Here is a 15,347-nt window from a genome sequence, read left to right as displayed (position 1 = left end):
GACTAACTTTGCATCTTTGCTAACATCCAACCAACTTAGATTGAGCCATTATGAGTAAATATGGGGTCTAAATTCAGTTAAGAACTAATACATCTAGTTAAATTTAAGTTATAAGATTGGTTAGATTTATCTATATAGTTTTTTGGGGTTATGTGTTAGTCTGAAACAGTCCACCTTGACTGAATGAAGGACGGCTTTATCTACCGCTCGATAGATAGACTACCAATCAATAGTAAGTAGATTAATCTAAAACGCTGAAAAAAAAATCTTAAAAAAATATTAAACTGTATACAATAATGACGTGGTGTTCGGAGGAACAAAGTGTTTATCAGACTCGCACAGCAACACCGTCAATTCGTTCGCGATTTGGTGATGACGCTTAAAGCTCTAGCGATCGCGCTAGAAAATAAAGGTTATTTGGCTTCTTGCTATACCTGTGGTGGAGAAATGAATAGTGCTTCGTTTATGGTGAGTTTAAAAGACGAGCATTTAATTCGTTTTTTGGTTTCTGACTATGGAATTACCTGGACAGAAATGCGTGACGACCGCGAACTCATGAAGCTAGAAGGTGCAGAAGCGATCGCCCAACTACAGGATTTAGCCGATTTAATTAAATATCAAATTCAACCGCCTCAGTCTCAATCTCAAAACGTAGAACGGCAAACAGAGTATCTGCCTTCTTTGTAAATAAAAAAGCGATGGAAGCGAGGTTAATTACTACTAAAAACTCTTAATTTTTTAGCTTTCCGATAGCAGTACTAACGACTAAATTCGATATTTCTCGCTCTTAATTGCTGCATAAAAAACTCTTCGAGAGAATGACGTGCTAGTTGCAAGCTTACCAATCTTGCATCGATTCGATTGAGATGCGCCACGAATTTATCTAGTTCTCCCGTCAGTTGACCAGAAGCGCGACCGTTTTCCCAATTCAAATCGCTCATCCAAGGTGCTAAAGTTTCGGGATCGCCTCCTTTGACAATTGCTTGGTAGGCATCGGACGTACCTAAAAGTTCGTCGAGAGAACCCTGGCAGATTAATTCTCCTAAAGCCAAAAAAGCAATACGATCGCATATTTGTTCGATGTCTGAGAGGACATGAGAATTAAAAAAGATCGTCTTTCCCTGGCGTTTTAAAGATAAAACTATTTCTCGCATCCGGTAACGTCCCATAGGATCGAGTCCCGACATCGGTTCGTCGAGGAAAACTACTTCGGGATCGTTAATTAATGCTTGCGCCATTCCTACTCGTTGCCGCATCCCTTTAGAATATTGCTTGAGCTTTTTGCGGCGAGCAGTAGATGTTGCCAATCCTACTAAATCCAATAGTTCGGCAATGCGCTGGCGTTTTTGAACTCGAGGAATTTCAAACAGTCCGCCGACAAAATCTAGAAATTCCCAGACGGTCAAATGCTCGTAAAGATAGGCATTTTCTGGTAAATAACCGATTTTTTGTTTGACTTGGCGATCGCCGATTGGTTTTCCTAAAATTGCACCTTTGCCGGCTGTGGGATTGACGATCCCCAATAGGGTTTTTAACAAAGTGGTTTTTCCCGCGCCGTTAGGACCTAGTAAACCAAAAGTTTCGCCTTGGTAGACAGTTATGGAACAGTTTTTCAAAGATTCTATTTTTTGATTCATCCAAAAGCCAGTGCGATACACTTTTTGGAGATTCCAAGTTTGAATCACTGGTGTCGAATCAACTTGGGGAGACTGAGTTGATAAATCAGCTACGTGTTGCATAGATAGCAATCTCGGAGAACAAAAACTATAGTTGCATAACTATAATTCCCAGATGTCTACAGTTTTTTAACAATTTAGTTTAATGGCGATGTATTCCACTTATCTCCCGTGACGGTGGTATGTACTTGCCATTGGGGATCCCGATTGGGATAGTCCAAACGATAATGTCCGCCGCGACTTTCGGTACGAAAAGCAGCACTGTTAAGAATTAAATAGCCGATATCGAGCAAGTTGAGGGTTTCGGCGTAAAGTCTCAGTTGAACTTCGGCTAAAGCGGATTTAAACTTAATGCGATCGCTCGGTGCTAAATCCAAGACATATCTACCTAAAGAAAGAGAATGCAATTGCTCGCGCCACTCTGCTACTTGGGCGATTCCCCGTTCCATAATTGCCTTGGTACGACAAATCCCCGCACTTTGCCAAACTAAATCTGGTAAAGCTTTTCTAACTGAAGTGACGAGCTCGATTTCTGTTGCCCAGTCTCCTTCGATTTCTACAATCGAAGCGGTTTCAATCTGAGTAACTGACTCGACTTTCAAGTTACTCAATTGCGCGGCGTACACCACGCATTCCAGTAAAGAATTACTTGCCAAGCGGTTGGCACCATGAACCCCCGTACTGGCTGTTTCTCCCACCGCATACAAACCAGGAATAGAAGTACGATTCATTGTATCCACAGCAATGCCACCCATCCAATAATGCGCCGCAGGTGCTACGGGAATGGGTTGCTCAAACAAATCTACCCCCCAGTGCTGGCAGACGCGAATGATGTTGGGAAAGCGGTAACGAATTTTAGCTTCTGGGATCGTTCTTAAATCTAGATAGACATTACTGAATTGCGTATTTTGGAGGTGAGTAAAAATTGCTCTACTGACTATATCTCTGGGTGCTAATTCCCCTTGAGGATGATAGTCAAAAGCAAATCGCTTGCCCTCCTTATCGACCAAATGTGCCCCTTCTCCCCTAACGGCTTCGCTGATTAAAAAACGCGGTGCTCCTGGTTTGGTCAAGGCTGTAGGATGAAACTGCACGAATTCTAAATCTCTGACTGTAGCACCACTACGCCAGGCGATCGCTACCCCATCTCCCGTACTCACCGGCGGGTTAGTAGTGCGGGCAAATACCTGTCCGCCTCCTCCTGTAGCTAAAATCACTGCCCCCGCGGCAATCGAGATAATTTCTCCCTGGTATAAAATACTAATGCCCTGGCAATTGCCCGTAGCCGGATTGCGCCACAAACTCAGCGCGAAAGCCTGAGACATTACTTCAATGTTGGGTCGTTCCAGTACTTTTTGAGTTAGAGTGTTGACGATCGCCCTGCCCGTAGTGTCGGCAGCATGAAGTACGCGAGGACGGGAATGTGCCGCTTCTAAAGTCATTGCCAGTTGGTTATCGCGGCGGTCGAAAGCCACTCCCATTTCTACTAGAGAAGCGATCGAACTAGAGGCGTGTTCTACTAAAAATTCCACGGCAGTGCGATCGCACAATCCCGCACCAGCCTTTAAAGTATCTTCTAGATGTAGCTGAGTCGAATCTTCAGGGGCGATCGCTGCAGCTATCCCTCCTTGCGCCCAGTCACTAGCCCCTGTCTGCAATTTCTCTTTGGTAATCAAACCAACACGATAGGAACTATTCAAACAAAGAGCCGCATACAATCCTGCCGCCCCAGATCCAATTACAACAACATCAAACTGAGAATAATCTTTCAACTTAAATTATTTTAAATTATTTTATTTGGAAATATTTTATTGGATTTTATGATGACACAAATTGCTGAGTTACGTAAAATACCGCTCGTTGCTTAATCCCCTATTTCTATCCCGCGTCGGATTTGCCGAGTGCGATGAGATAGCTAATGTTTAAAAAGTAGCGATCGCCGCTAAGCATAACAAAAAATATTTTATATTGACGAATGACGGTTTCCCATGCAAATTCCACCATCTGTAACCTATCGCAATCTCGAAAAAACTCCCGCGATCGAGGCTTTGGTTGAAGAAAAAATTGCCAAACTCGAACGGTTTTGCGACTACATCAATAGCTGCAGAGTTGTAGTGGACAAAGTGAAAGAACATCCCGATAGTGGTTCTCCCTATCGAGTCAGCATCGACATTACCATACCCAATAGTCGGGAAATAGCGGTAAACTATAGCCCTGACACGGGTAAACAATATGCACCACTAGAGGCGGTAATTCGCGATGCGTTTGAGGCAGCTATCCGTCAGATCAAAGATCTGAGTGACGAACAGCAGGGTGAAAGAAAAATCCATCCCCAACAGGAAATGGACGCAGTGGTAACTAAATTATTTGCCGAACAAGATTATGGTTTCTTAAAAACTATCGATACTGGGAAAGAAGTTTATTTTCACCGCAATAGCGTTATTCATGATGATTTCGATCGCATAACTGTCGGTACTGGAGTTAGATATCGCGAAACTCAAGGAGAGATGGGACCTCAAGCAACTACAGTTCAGATAGTCGACAAACAAGGATCGCCAGAAGAAACTGAGGAAACGCCAGACGCAGCAGAAAAACCGCTAGGCTGGAGTTAAATAAATATTAAAATTACTAGCTCGGATATCTACTTACACTAGGTTCTGTTGACACAATTAACGCAACCAAATTAAAGCCGAAGCAAATTCGGCAAATCCCAAATAACATTCGTCAGTTTTGTCAAAACGGCTGAAAACGCGACGATAGTATTTAAGTTTGTTAAAAAAGCACTCAACTAGATGTCGCTCCTTGTACAGATGTGAATCGTAATCTCTAGGGTTGAGGCGACCAGAACGAGGCGGAATCACGCCTTGAGCACCAGTTTCCTCAATCAAGACCACAAAAGCATCACAATCATAGCCTTTATCGGCAATTACCTGTTGAGCTCGATAACCAGCCACCAATGCCTCTCCTTGACTGATATCGGCGGTTTGCCCTGGAGTCAGAAGCAACCGCAGCGGATTGCCCAACGCATCTACCACAGCATGTAACTTGGTACTAAATCCGCCACAAGAACCTCCTAAAGAGTGTTTTTCTGACCCCCTTTTGCTCCTGCTGCACAGGGATGAGCACGAATCATGGTGCTATCGGGAATTAAACTTTCTAAGTCAGCAGAGTGGGACATTTCTTGCAAGAGACGATGCCAAACTCCCTTCTGACACCAACGCCGATATCGTTTGTAGAGGCTGTTCCAGTTGCCAAAACGTTTGGGTAATTCACGCCATTGAGCACCTGTGCGAGTAATCCAGAGAACCGCATTCAGAAAACGACGACAAGCTTTGGGGTCTTTGATACGGATGTCTTGTTGGTGGCTCAGAACAACGAAAATTTGCTGCCAAGCAGAATCGTCCAACTTAACACGAGATTTCATGAAGAATTTTTTGACTAAAATCAGCAACTTCAGGTACTTTCTCATCTTTGCCTCTTTACGTCAACAGAACCTAGTGTTTATCCAAATCGAAAACAAGCTTTGAATAATTCGCCAAGCAAACCCACAATCCAGAGTAATGAGTAATATCGATTGAGAATAAGGAGTAAAGAATAAAGAGTATTTTACTTATTACTCCTTACTTATTACTTAAACTCTGGCGTAGCTAAGATCCAGCACTCGAGCTTGCCGATCGTTTACTCTTGATAAACAGTCTCTTAAGTAAGTTTTATCGGCGCTACCGATCTAGATCGATGTTTTCTTATCTCAAACCCGCCTATGTAACCATTGCTCGTCGCCGATATTTTAATTTTGCAGGACAAATCTATCCCTCAGTAAGTAAAATTTTAGCCGCCACTAAACCACAAAAAGACCGAGAGGCATTGCAAAGGTGGCGCAAAAAAGTAGGCTACCGACAAGCAAAACAAATTAGCACTGCTGCTTGCAAGCGAGGTACTTCCTTGCATACGGCAATAAAATATTATTTCGAACGACAGCCTCTACCAGAAGATATCCAAGATAATGATTTTTGGCACTCAATCGAGCCAGTGTTAGCTGCAGTAGAGCAGGTTCATTTAATTGAATCTGGAGTTTACCATTCACAGTGTCAGTATGCTGGAGTGGTTGACTGTCTGGGAGAATGGCAAGGCAAACTATGCGTGTTTGAATGAAAAACAGCTTCTAAGCCCAAAAAAGTTGAATGGATAACTGACTATTGTTTACAGGTGACGGCATACACCGCAGCCATCAATCACCTATATAACGCCAATATCGATCGCGCTACTATCGTCATTGCTCTGAGCGATCGCCAGGCACAGACTTTTCATTTAAATAGTGACGAGCTTAATAACTATTGGCAACAGTTTCAAGAGAAATTGCGCCTCTATCAACAACTAACAGTTACTCACTGATGCGATCGCCTGCTAAAAATATAAATTCATCTTATCTTAAATATAAGATTTAAATATAGTAAGCTCATCGGGATCTTATTACTTCTATGAACTTTTTCACTAATATCTTGCACGTCCTCGGTTCTGGGGCAACTGCTTATATTTTGGCAAATCGGTTGCGGGATCGCGCTACTCGTGCCAATACTCTAGCGGGTTTTCAATTAGCCGAATCGGGTTCGGTACCTTTTTTGACTACTCTTTCTGAAAGAGCCGCCACTGAGGGAGATACTTGGCTTGCAGAAAAATTAGCCATTCACGCTGCCGACGAAAAACGTCACGGTCAAATATTCGCTCATGGACTCAAACAAATGGGAAAACAGGTGATGGATACTGAAGAACTGAAGCAACAAAAGACATCCCAGACAGAAGCAGAAAAACCCAGCCCTTTTTTTTCTAACTACTTTCGCGATTACACTCCAGAAGATTTAAAAGCTGAAAACATCGACTGGATCGTATTTATGGGCAGTACCTATATTCTCGAATTGGATGCTAGTAAAGACTTCATGCGGATGGCGCGAGCTTTACCTGAAAACGAGCCACAAAGCCACAATCTCAAACATGGCATTCTCAGCATTGCTCGAGACGAAACCAGACACGCAGCCTATCTTTATCAAGCCTTACACCGTCGTTTGCCAGCTACTCAGGTAGAATCAATTGTAGGGGAATGGCGCAAACGCAAGATAGATTCTATGTTCGCCATGGTAAGTAACATGATTACCAATGGCGGTAATTCCCGCTCGTTAGTTAAAGACGGCGCATCAACTGAAATCGAGGAGAAAACACTAGAATTAGTCGAAGCATAGAGATAGACGATCTATATTGGTAATTATGCGATCGCGTCAATCGTATCATTACCAGACCCGAAAATATGAAGCTAGCTAACAAGAAACTACGGCGTACGATTAATCGAATTGCGATCTCAATTGGAGGAACGACGGGATTAATCGCGCTAATTCTAGTTATCGAACATTTTTTCGGCGGCGAACCAACCTGTAACCCTACTGAGACTTGGATTCTCTGCCAAATTAGAGAATCGACACTGCTAAGCTTGGTAGAAGGCTTTAGTATTTTGGTAGCAGTGTGGCTCTTTTTTCTCGAAGCTCCAGAGCGCAATAAACAAGCGCATTACGAAGCCTGGAAAACTATCGATGCAGCAAATGGATTGAGAACCAGCTATGCGAGATTTCAAGCTCTACAAGACTTAAATGAAGATGGGATTAGTATTAGAGGGTTAAGCGCGCCAGAAGCAGACCTGAGAGGAATTAATCTAGCAGGAGCCGATCTAAGCAATGCCTATTTGTCTGGTGCCGATCTTAGCTTCGCCAATCTCGCTCATGCTAATCTGAGTCACGCCAATCTAGTTGAAGCCAAATTAAATAATGCTAATTTAAGCTACACTCATCTAACTGCGGCAGATTTGACTTATACGGATTTAATCGAAGCAAATCTACAACATACAGATTGTGTCGGTGCAAATTGTTTGGGGACTAATTTTATTAGAGCCGATTTATCTCAGGCTTATTTTGGCGATATCAACTTTAGTGAAGCTTGTTTTCAAGATGCCAATCTCAGACAAACTAAATTCTTCGGGATTGAATATTTAGATGTAGCACAAGTTAAAGCCGCCAGAAATTGGCAAGAAGCTATTTTTGATATCAAAATGACTGCCAAGCTGAGTAAAGGATAATTGAGTGGCGATCGCAAATCATCCTACTACTCTCTAGGTTTTACTCCCGCCATAATTAATTCAATTGACTGTTGAGTGTGTAATTCGAGCATCTGCTTGCCTAACATTCGTTTACCAGGGTAAAGATGACTTAGACCTTCTCTACTTAAGAAATAAAATACACAAATACCAATAATATCGTTGGCGGTCATCTTGGGTTCGAGAGAACGAAAGCTATTATCAGCGATACCACGCTCCAAGATACCAATCAATATTTCATCGATGCTGTGAATCTTAATTTGTTTATAATACTTACCCTGATTTTGCAGTGCTTCGTAGCACATAATCAGCGGCCAGTTGGGATTTTTGACTAAATTTGCCAGAAGACAACTTACATAATGTTCTAAAGCCTTTTCGGGAGAAAGATTATCTAAAGAAAGTTGTTGAAGTGGTCGCATATAGCTATTAAATCCTCGTTCTAGCACCGCTATATACAAACCCTCTTTACTTTTGAAGTAGTAGTAAATCATCGCTTTAGTAACACCAGTATTAGCTGCGATGGTTTCAATACGAGCGTTATTCAGACCATGTAAGGCAAACTCTTCTACTGCTGCATCTAGAATTTCTGCTTGAGTAGCTTCGCTATCTCGACTACGAACGGGCTTGTTTGACGAAGAATTTTTCTTCTTTGAGTCAGCCATAGACAAATTTTTAATTGACCATCGGGTTAATTAGCATAAAGAGAAGTTCCTTTTTGTGTCAATCTACAAAAACAGAAAACTGACCCAATTGCAAAACTTGACAGAGCAACTAAACTTCGCGTAAGTTGATTGACAACTAAATAACGCGTAAGTTAGTTATTGAGTAAGATATAGTCTTTAAGAAAATGCATTCGGCTAAAAAAAAAATCATTGTGATTGGTGGAGGGATCGGAGGAGCAGCAACAGCTTTAGCTCTTCAGTGTAAAGGCTTCTACCCGCTTGTTTACGAGCGTGTCAAAGAACTAAAATAGGCAGAAAAAAAGAGTTGGAAAATATGTTTCAAGATTGATTCTACTCAATTCCTGAATTAATTGCTACCACGGACGAATCTAATATTATCAAAACCGATCTTTATGACCGAGTACCAGCTTTACCTTGGAGTAAACAAAATATAACTTTACTGGGTGATGCTGCACATCCTACCCTACCAACTTTGGGACAGGGTGCTTGTATGGCACTAGAAGATGCTCTGGTCGTAACTAAATGTTTATCAGAATACTCATCACCAACAAAAGCTTTTCAAAATTATGAATTCCAAAGATTTTCACGTACCAAGTCAATTGTCGAACAGTCTTTACGTTCTGCTCGAATGGGGCAGTTGGCGCATCCACTTGCGGTCAAGTTACGAGAAATATTAATGAAAGTAATGAAACCAGCAATTGCGAATAGTTTTAAGAATTTTCATGCTTACAGAGCTTAATCCTAATAGCTATCGATCTAAAAAAAAAATGAGAAGATCGGGAACGAGGTGATTTTATTCTTACTATATTTGCCAAAGGCTTGAATTGAGTTTTAATTGCTTTCGCCAACAGTATCTTCGCGCTTGTCGATCCCTACTCAAAACGGCTAGTAACTTTACCCAGAATATGTTTCAAATTTACTGCACCAAAAGTTCTACTGTCGCTACTCTCAGCAGGATTGTCTCCTTGCAAAAACAAATTGCCATCTGCTCTTACTAAAATAACTCGCTTAACTATGATTAATTCTGGACGTAAGGGATGAGTGGCAATTACGATATCTCCAACTTGAGGCAAAGACTTTTGATAGGCATGGCGATCGAGCAAGATTTCCTCTCCTGGTTGCAACAGTGGCTGCATCGAATTTCCCGTAACTCGAAACCTTTTGCGACGACGCAACAGCCAAAATAATAATTCTCGGTAACCAGTTGCAGGTAATTGCTCCATAACTTCTTGAGAATAAATAAGTTTTGCTACTCAAGATTGCTAAGCAGCAAAATTCCTAGATCTTGACGATCGCTACACGCCAAACAGTCTTAGATATTGTATCTTGAGGTTTGTAGATGAAAACTTATAAAAATTGTTATGAGCGCAACTGACTTTCGCATCGAAAAAGACTCGATGGGCGAAAAACCAATTCCTGCCGATGTCTATTATGGAATACAAACTCTACGAGCGACGGAAAATTTTCCGATTAGCGGGATTAAACCCCTACCTACTTATGTCGATGCTTGTCTGTTAATTAAAAAAGCCACGGCGATCGCCAATGGCGAATTAGACTGTATTCCTCAAGATATCAGTCGAGCGATCGTTACTGCTGCCGATGAAATTTTAAAAGGAAAATTACGCGATCAGTTTGTGGTCGATGTCTATCAAGCAGGTGCGGGGACATCCCATCACATGAATGTTAATGAGGTGTTGGCAAACCGCGCCTTAGAAATTTTAGGCGATCGCAAGGGAAATTACCAACGAGTTAGTCCCAACGACCACGTTAATTACGGTCAGTCTACCAACGATATCATACCTACTGCGATTAGGATTGGGGCATTATTAGCACTAGAACATACTTTCTATCCTAGTTTAAAAGCTGCGATCGCTACAGTTAACCAGAAAGCCGACGAGTTTCAAGATGTGGTTAAATCTGGACGGACTCATATGCAGGATGCCGTTCCAGTTCGGCTAGGAGAAGGATTTAGAGCCTGGAGTCAGATTCTTGGCGATCACCTTAACAGAATTGAAACCGCCGCCCAAGACCTTTATGCTTTGGGTTTGGGAGGTAGCGCTACTGGTACTGGTTTGAACACCCATCCCCGATACCGCGATCGCGTCGCTCAATTACTTTCAGAATTTATCGGTAAGCCTTTATATCCTGCGCCGCACTTAATGGCAGCAATGCAGAGTATGAGTCCTTTTGTTAGCATTTCTGGTTCTCTACGCAATTTAGCCCAAGATTTAGTTAAAATATCTCACGATTTGCGCCTTATGGATTCGGGACCTCAAACGGGATTTAAAGAAATTCAACTGCCACCCGTACAGCCAGGATCGTCAATCATGCCAGGGAAATACAATCCCGTAATGGCGGAAATGACTTCAATGGTTTGTTTTCAGGTGATGGGTTACGACACGGCGATCGCTTTTGCCGCACAAGCAGGACAATTAGAGTTAAATGTGATGATGCCTTTAATTGCCTACGATTTAATTCACAGTATCGAAATCTTAGGTAACACTGTCGCCAGCCTGAGTAAACGTTGTTTGGCGGGAATTACGGCGCGGCGCGATCGCTGTCTGCAATATGCGGAAGGAAGTCTGGCTTTAGTTACAGCCTTAAATCCTCATATCGGCTATCTTCAAGCGGCTGAGGTAGCGAAAAACTCTCTAGAGACGGGAAAGTCAATTCGGAAAATAGTTTTAGAACGGGGTTTGATGGATGAAGCTCAATTAGCGCAAATTCTCGATCTCGGCAAAATGAGTAGTCTGCCTAAAGAGTAAGATCTTGACTAAATGAAATTTATCGGAATTGATTTGGGTTGGGTGTCGGGTGCTAGCGGGTTATGTTGTTTGGAGTGGCAAAATAATCGTTTAGAAATACTCGAACTAACAACCGAAAGAGAAATCGCTCTCATCTTAAACTGGATCGATAACTTACTTACTGCAGACGAACCGGCTTTAATCGCTGTAGATGCACCGACGATTATTCCCAATCAAACGGGAACTAGATTACCAGATAAACTAACCCACAAATATTTCGGTCGCTATCATGCGGGTTGCTATCCGGCGAATTTAAATCGTCCTTTTGCCCAGCGTACCGTTGATTTTGGTCTGAGTCTAGCCGCCAGGGAATTTATGCACGCGCCGACAATTGAAGCGCGAAAATTAGGTAGATATCAAATCGAAGTATTTCCCCATCCCGCCATAGTAAATTTATTTAGTTTAGAGAAAATTTTAAAATATAAAAAAGGAAAACTCGCAGAGCGTCAAGCCGAATTAATCGAACTACACGGCTATATTTTCAATCGCTTACCGCAATTGGAACCGTCTCTAGCAATTCCTAGTACAGAACGAGTAGCATCGTTGCTGCCCGAATTGAACAGCTTACTGACGATTCCCGGCAAAATAACCGGAAAAGAACTCAAAGCGATCGAAGACCGATTAGACAGTCTCATCTGTGCCTATGTGGGTACCTACTGGTGGTATTGGGGTGAGGCTAAAAATTTGGTTTTGGGAGATGTAAATACCGGCTACATCGTCGTTCCCGCATCGCAGTAAGATTAAAACATGGCACAATAAAAAACGTTTCTTAAAAAAATCCTTAATCACACTAGAAGCAATTCTCTCCTAGTAATTTTTATTTACAGTTAGACAAAAATTAATATGACTGCAACATTACCCGCACCTGCCAGAACTCGCCGCATAGTTTTTCCCTTTACTGCAATTGTCGGTCAAGAAGAGATGAAGCTAGCACTGTTACTTAATGTTATCGATCCCAAAATCGGCGGTGTAATGATTATGGGCGATCGCGGTACGGGCAAATCAACTACCATTCGTGCTTTAGCCGACCTCTTACCAGAAATTGAAGTGGTAGCAGGAGATCCCTTTAATAGCGATCCGCAAGATTCTGACTTAATGAGCGAAGAAGTCAAGGATAAAATCGAACGGCAACTTCCTATTGAAATCGTTAAGAAAAAAGTTCAAATGGTCGATTTGCCCTTAGGTGCAACTGAAGACCGCGTCTGTGGCACGATTGATATTGAAAAAGCTCTAGCAGAAGGGGTAAAAGCTTTCGAACCGGGATTATTAGCTAAAGCCAATCGCGGTATTCTCTATGTAGATGAAGTGAATCTTTTAGACGACCATTTAGTAGACGTTCTGCTCGATTCGGCTGCTGGCGGTTGGAACACCGTCGAAAGAGAAGGAATTTCCGTGCGACACCCCGCTCGTTTTGTCATGGTCGGTTCGGGAAACCCCGAAGAAGGAGAATTGCGTCCCCAACTATTAGACCGTTTTGGCATGCACGCCGAAATCCATACAGTCAAAGAACCAGAACTAAGAGTCCAAATAGTCGAACAACGAGCCGAATTCGATCGCGATCCCGACGCTTTCGGTCGAAAATATTCGGAGGAACAAGAAGAACTCCAGGCTCAAATCGTACGGGCGCAAGAATTACTACCTCAAGTTATTATAGACCGAGATTTACAGGTTAAAATTTCCGAGATTTGTTCCGAACTAGATGTAGACGGATTGCGGGGTGATATCGTAACCAACCGTGCTGCTAAAGCACTTGCCGCTTTTGAAGGTCGTACCGAAGTAACGATTGAGGATATTCGTCGGGTAATCGTCCTCTGTCTGCGCCATCGCCTACGCAAAGATCCTTTAGAAACCATCGACTCTGGCTACAAAGTAGAAAAATCCGTAGCGCGAGTGTTCGGTTTGGAGGTTGCCGAATGAAATTGAAAACTTAAATTACTCTATTCTCAAACAGCTATGGTCGATACTAATAACGGCAAAGAACCTCCCTTAATCGAACTCAGAAATGTCAGCAAATCTTTTGGTAATAAAGTAATTCTAGAGCGAGTGGATTTGCAGGTCGAGCGGGGTGAAGCCTTGGTAATTATCGGTCCTTCTGGTACTGGTAAATCTACCATTTTGAGAATGATTGCCGGTTTGCTTCCAATAGATAGCGGCGAAATTTACATCAAAGGAAAAAAACGTAGGGGCTTAATTGAAGATGAAGAAGACCCCATTGGAATTAGTATGGTTTTTCAACAAGCAGCACTGTTCGATTCTTTAACTGTAGAGCAAAACGTCGGCTTTTATTTATTCGAGCATTCCGCTCTCAGCTATCACGAAATTAGAAAATTAGTTGACGAAAAGTTGGAAATGGTAGGTCTATCGGGAACTAACGACAAATATCCCGCAGAATTATCTGGCGGTATGCGTAAACGCGTTAGCTTTGCCCGTGCCGTTATGTCCAATCCTCAAGATGAAAAAAGCAAAGCCGAAGTGGTGCTTTATGACGAACCGACGGCAGGATTAGATCCGATCGCTTCCACCGTAATTGAAGATTTGGTGCGCGATCTACAGTGTACTGAAAGAGGTTGTGGCACTTATTTAATGGTTTCCCATCAAAATAGCACCATCCGTCGTACTGCCGATCGCGTTATCTTTTTATATGGAGGCAAAATCCAATGGAAAGGAAACGTAGAAGATATCGATACTACTGATAACCCTTTAGTTAGGCAATTTTTTAGTGCCAGTATCGAAGGACCAATTGGCATTGGCGATTAAACCATAGTTCAATAGAGTGAGAGGATAACAGATATCATGCGATCGCGCACAGTAAGAGAGGGTTCTGTCGGTTTGTTAATTATTGTCGGCGTTGCTTTGGTGGCAGGAATTGCTTTTTGGTTGAGAGGTATTAGATTTGGTAGCCAAAGTTACCAAATAGCTGTAGAATTTCCCGATGTTAACGGCATTCAAGTAGGGGATGCAGTTCGCTATCGTGGATTGAGGGTAGGTAAAATTGAGAGTATTCGACCGAGTAGCAATGGGGTTGACGTGATCCTGGAAATTACTTCCTCCGATTTGGTCATTCCCCAAGAAGTTACTATTAAAGCTACCAGTTCTGGCTTAATTGGCGAAACTTTTATCGATATCATTCCCGAAACTCAATTATCTGCGGCGCAATTAGAATTAAACCCCGTTGCTAGCGACTGTAATCCCGAGGAAATTTTGTGTGACGATCAGCGTCTTTCTGGAGAAAAAGGTTTAACTCTCGACGATTTACTACCATTAACTTATCGTTTTAGCGAGCTTTACGGCGACCCAGAATTTTTTGCCAAAATTGACTCGGTAGTAGTTAATGCCTCTCGAGCTGCATCGGGAGTAGCCGATCTTTCTCAAGATGTTTCCCTATTAGTCAAAGATGTCGAGCGCGAACTAGCGCAAGTTTCAGATATAACTGACAATTTAAATGATATTGCCAATAATACTTCTAGCGAATTAATTACCACTGCTCAAAAATATCAGACTACTGCCGATAGCGTCAGCCAATTAGCTAGTAACGTCAATCGCCTGCTAGAAGAAAATCAGGGCAGTTTGACCGCTACTTTGAACAATATTAGTGCTACTAGCGATCGCTTGCAAACCTTAGTTAGTAATCTAGACGAAGTTCTTGGTACTACCGACACTCAGCAGTTAGCACGAAATTTAGAGACTTTATCGGCTAATGCTGCAACCGCTTCAGAAAACCTCAAAGATATTTCGGAAACATTTAACGATCCCGACAACTTAGTCACAATTCAACAAACTCTAGATTCGGCAAGAGTCACTTTTGCCAATGCTCAAAAGATCACTTCGGATTTAGAGGCTTTTACTGGCGATCCAGCGTTCTTAGAAAATGTTAGAAATTTAGTTAATGGCTTGAGCAATTTGGTTTCTTCTACCGACAACTTAGAACGACAAGTTATTCTTGGCAGCGAGAGTCAACTAATGAAGCAAGCTCGATCTTTTTCCGATTTTTCTTTCGGTTTCGAGCAAGAAGACGGACAAACAAATTATTTTTGGCAGGAAAACTAAG

Annotated in this window: 19 protein-coding genes; 13 read left to right on the top strand and 6 right to left on the bottom strand. The window is 42.3% G+C overall.

Annotated features, from left to right (window positions below; all coding sequences use genetic code 11):
• The first annotated feature begins 321 nt into the window (after nucleotides 1-321).
• Nucleotides 322-687, top strand: coding sequence for a DUF1815 family protein (locus ACLFKQ_RS09870; RefSeq protein WP_448999655.1), 366 nt, complete (start codon nucleotides 322-324; stop codon nucleotides 685-687).
• A gap of 71 nt (nucleotides 688-758) precedes the next feature.
• Here ACLFKQ_RS09870 and ACLFKQ_RS09865 read toward each other — a convergent pair whose 3' ends face one another.
• The 3 genes from ACLFKQ_RS09865 to ACLFKQ_RS09855 all read right to left on the bottom strand — a co-directional run bounded on the left by ACLFKQ_RS09865 (nucleotide 759) and on the right by ACLFKQ_RS09855 (nucleotide 3,680).
• Complete coding sequence (locus tag ACLFKQ_RS09865; RefSeq protein ID WP_448999654.1) at nucleotides 759-1,739, bottom strand: ABC transporter ATP-binding protein; 981 nt, start codon at nucleotides 1,737-1,739, stop codon at nucleotides 759-761.
• 74 nt (nucleotides 1,740-1,813) lie between these two features.
• Nucleotides 1,814-3,448: an L-aspartate oxidase gene (nadB, locus tag ACLFKQ_RS09860; RefSeq protein WP_448999653.1), complete on the bottom strand. Its 1,635-nt coding sequence runs from the start codon at nucleotides 3,446-3,448 to the stop codon at nucleotides 1,814-1,816.
• A gap of 106 nt (nucleotides 3,449-3,554) precedes the next feature.
• On the bottom strand, nucleotides 3,555-3,680 hold the full coding sequence (locus ACLFKQ_RS09855) for a hypothetical protein (RefSeq protein WP_448999652.1): 126 nt from the start codon (nucleotides 3,678-3,680) through the stop codon (nucleotides 3,555-3,557).
• On the opposite strand from ACLFKQ_RS09855, the gene ACLFKQ_RS09850 reads away from it, so the two are divergent.
• Nucleotides 3,665-4,288 (top strand): HPF/RaiA family ribosome-associated protein, encoded by a 624-nt coding sequence (locus tag ACLFKQ_RS09850; RefSeq protein ID WP_448999651.1) that lies wholly within the window; start codon nucleotides 3,665-3,667, stop codon nucleotides 4,286-4,288. The two genes, ACLFKQ_RS09855 and ACLFKQ_RS09850, sit on opposite strands and share 16 nt — an antisense overlap.
• A gap of 57 nt (nucleotides 4,289-4,345) precedes the next feature.
• Here ACLFKQ_RS09850 and ACLFKQ_RS09845 read toward each other — a convergent pair.
• Nucleotides 4,346-5,100 (bottom strand): IS5 family transposase gene (locus ACLFKQ_RS09845; RefSeq protein WP_448998612.1). Its coding sequence is split into 2 segments (ribosomal slippage): nucleotides 4,346-4,777 and nucleotides 4,780-5,100, totalling 753 coding nucleotides; the frame shifts between segments, so codons are not numbered across the junction.
• 311 nt (nucleotides 5,101-5,411) lie between these two features.
• Here ACLFKQ_RS09845 and ACLFKQ_RS09840 point away from each other — a divergent pair.
• The 4 genes from ACLFKQ_RS09840 to ACLFKQ_RS09825 all read left to right on the top strand — a co-directional run bounded on the left by ACLFKQ_RS09840 (nucleotide 5,412) and on the right by ACLFKQ_RS09825 (nucleotide 7,794).
• Nucleotides 5,412-5,828, top strand: coding sequence for a hypothetical protein (locus tag ACLFKQ_RS09840; RefSeq protein ID WP_448999650.1), 417 nt, complete (start codon nucleotides 5,412-5,414; stop codon nucleotides 5,826-5,828).
• 54 nt (nucleotides 5,829-5,882) lie between these two features.
• Nucleotides 5,883-6,068, top strand: a complete 186-nt coding sequence (locus tag ACLFKQ_RS09835; protein WP_448999649.1) for a hypothetical protein — start codon at nucleotides 5,883-5,885, stop codon at nucleotides 6,066-6,068.
• A gap of 86 nt (nucleotides 6,069-6,154) precedes the next feature.
• Entirely contained in the window at nucleotides 6,155-6,910 is a 756-nt protein-coding gene (locus tag ACLFKQ_RS09830; RefSeq protein WP_448999648.1) for a ferritin-like domain-containing protein, read from the top strand.
• A gap of 65 nt (nucleotides 6,911-6,975) precedes the next feature.
• The gene (locus ACLFKQ_RS09825) at nucleotides 6,976-7,794 is read left to right on the top strand and encodes a pentapeptide repeat-containing protein (protein WP_448999647.1); all 819 of its coding nucleotides are present in this window, start codon (nucleotides 6,976-6,978) and stop codon (nucleotides 7,792-7,794) included.
• A gap of 26 nt (nucleotides 7,795-7,820) precedes the next feature.
• Here the strand turns inward: ACLFKQ_RS09825 and ACLFKQ_RS09820 are convergent, their stop codons facing one another.
• The gene (locus tag ACLFKQ_RS09820) at nucleotides 7,821-8,474 is read right to left on the bottom strand and encodes a TetR family transcriptional regulator (protein ID WP_448999646.1); all 654 of its coding nucleotides are present in this window, start codon (nucleotides 8,472-8,474) and stop codon (nucleotides 7,821-7,823) included.
• Nucleotides 8,475-8,659: 185 nt separating this feature from the next.
• Between ACLFKQ_RS09820 and ACLFKQ_RS09815 the strand changes: the two genes are divergently transcribed.
• Together ACLFKQ_RS09815 and ACLFKQ_RS09810 are read left to right on the top strand one after the other, a co-directional pair.
• Nucleotides 8,660-8,785, top strand: a complete 126-nt coding sequence (locus ACLFKQ_RS09815) for an NAD(P)-binding protein (protein WP_448999645.1) — start codon at nucleotides 8,660-8,662, stop codon at nucleotides 8,783-8,785.
• A gap of 47 nt (nucleotides 8,786-8,832) precedes the next feature.
• Nucleotides 8,833-9,234 (top strand): FAD-dependent monooxygenase, encoded by a 402-nt coding sequence (locus ACLFKQ_RS09810; RefSeq protein WP_449000325.1) that lies wholly within the window; start codon nucleotides 8,833-8,835, stop codon nucleotides 9,232-9,234.
• 133 nt (nucleotides 9,235-9,367) lie between these two features.
• Here the strand turns inward: ACLFKQ_RS09810 and sodX are convergent, their stop codons facing one another.
• Nucleotides 9,368-9,718: a nickel-type superoxide dismutase maturation protease gene (gene sodX / locus ACLFKQ_RS09805; RefSeq protein ID WP_448999644.1), complete on the bottom strand. Its 351-nt coding sequence runs from the start codon at nucleotides 9,716-9,718 to the stop codon at nucleotides 9,368-9,370.
• 138 nt (nucleotides 9,719-9,856) lie between these two features.
• Between sodX and ACLFKQ_RS09800 the strand changes: the two genes are divergently transcribed.
• The 5 genes from ACLFKQ_RS09800 (at nucleotide 9,857) to ACLFKQ_RS09780 (ending at nucleotide 15,346) form a co-directional block, all read left to right on the top strand.
• Nucleotides 9,857-11,260, top strand: coding sequence for an aspartate ammonia-lyase (locus tag ACLFKQ_RS09800; protein ID WP_448999643.1), 1,404 nt, complete (start codon nucleotides 9,857-9,859; stop codon nucleotides 11,258-11,260).
• Nucleotides 11,261-11,272: 12 nt separating this feature from the next.
• Nucleotides 11,273-12,037, top strand: coding sequence for a DUF429 domain-containing protein (locus ACLFKQ_RS09795; RefSeq protein ID WP_448999642.1), 765 nt, complete (start codon nucleotides 11,273-11,275; stop codon nucleotides 12,035-12,037).
• A gap of 105 nt (nucleotides 12,038-12,142) precedes the next feature.
• Entirely contained in the window at nucleotides 12,143-13,216 is a 1,074-nt protein-coding gene (gene bchI / locus ACLFKQ_RS09790; RefSeq protein ID WP_448999641.1) for a magnesium chelatase ATPase subunit I, read from the top strand.
• 36 nt (nucleotides 13,217-13,252) lie between these two features.
• The gene (locus ACLFKQ_RS09785; RefSeq protein ID WP_448999640.1) at nucleotides 13,253-14,056 is read left to right on the top strand and encodes an ABC transporter ATP-binding protein; all 804 of its coding nucleotides are present in this window, start codon (nucleotides 13,253-13,255) and stop codon (nucleotides 14,054-14,056) included.
• 36 nt (nucleotides 14,057-14,092) lie between these two features.
• Entirely contained in the window at nucleotides 14,093-15,346 is a 1,254-nt protein-coding gene (locus ACLFKQ_RS09780; RefSeq protein WP_448999639.1) for an MlaD family protein, read from the top strand.
• The last annotated feature ends 1 nt before the right edge of the window (nucleotide 15,347 follow it).

The organism is Myxosarcina sp. GI1(2024) (assembly GCF_053543375.1).
The sequence above is the reverse complement of the archived record's forward strand: the minus strand, read 5'-3'. Positions and strand labels throughout refer to the sequence as shown.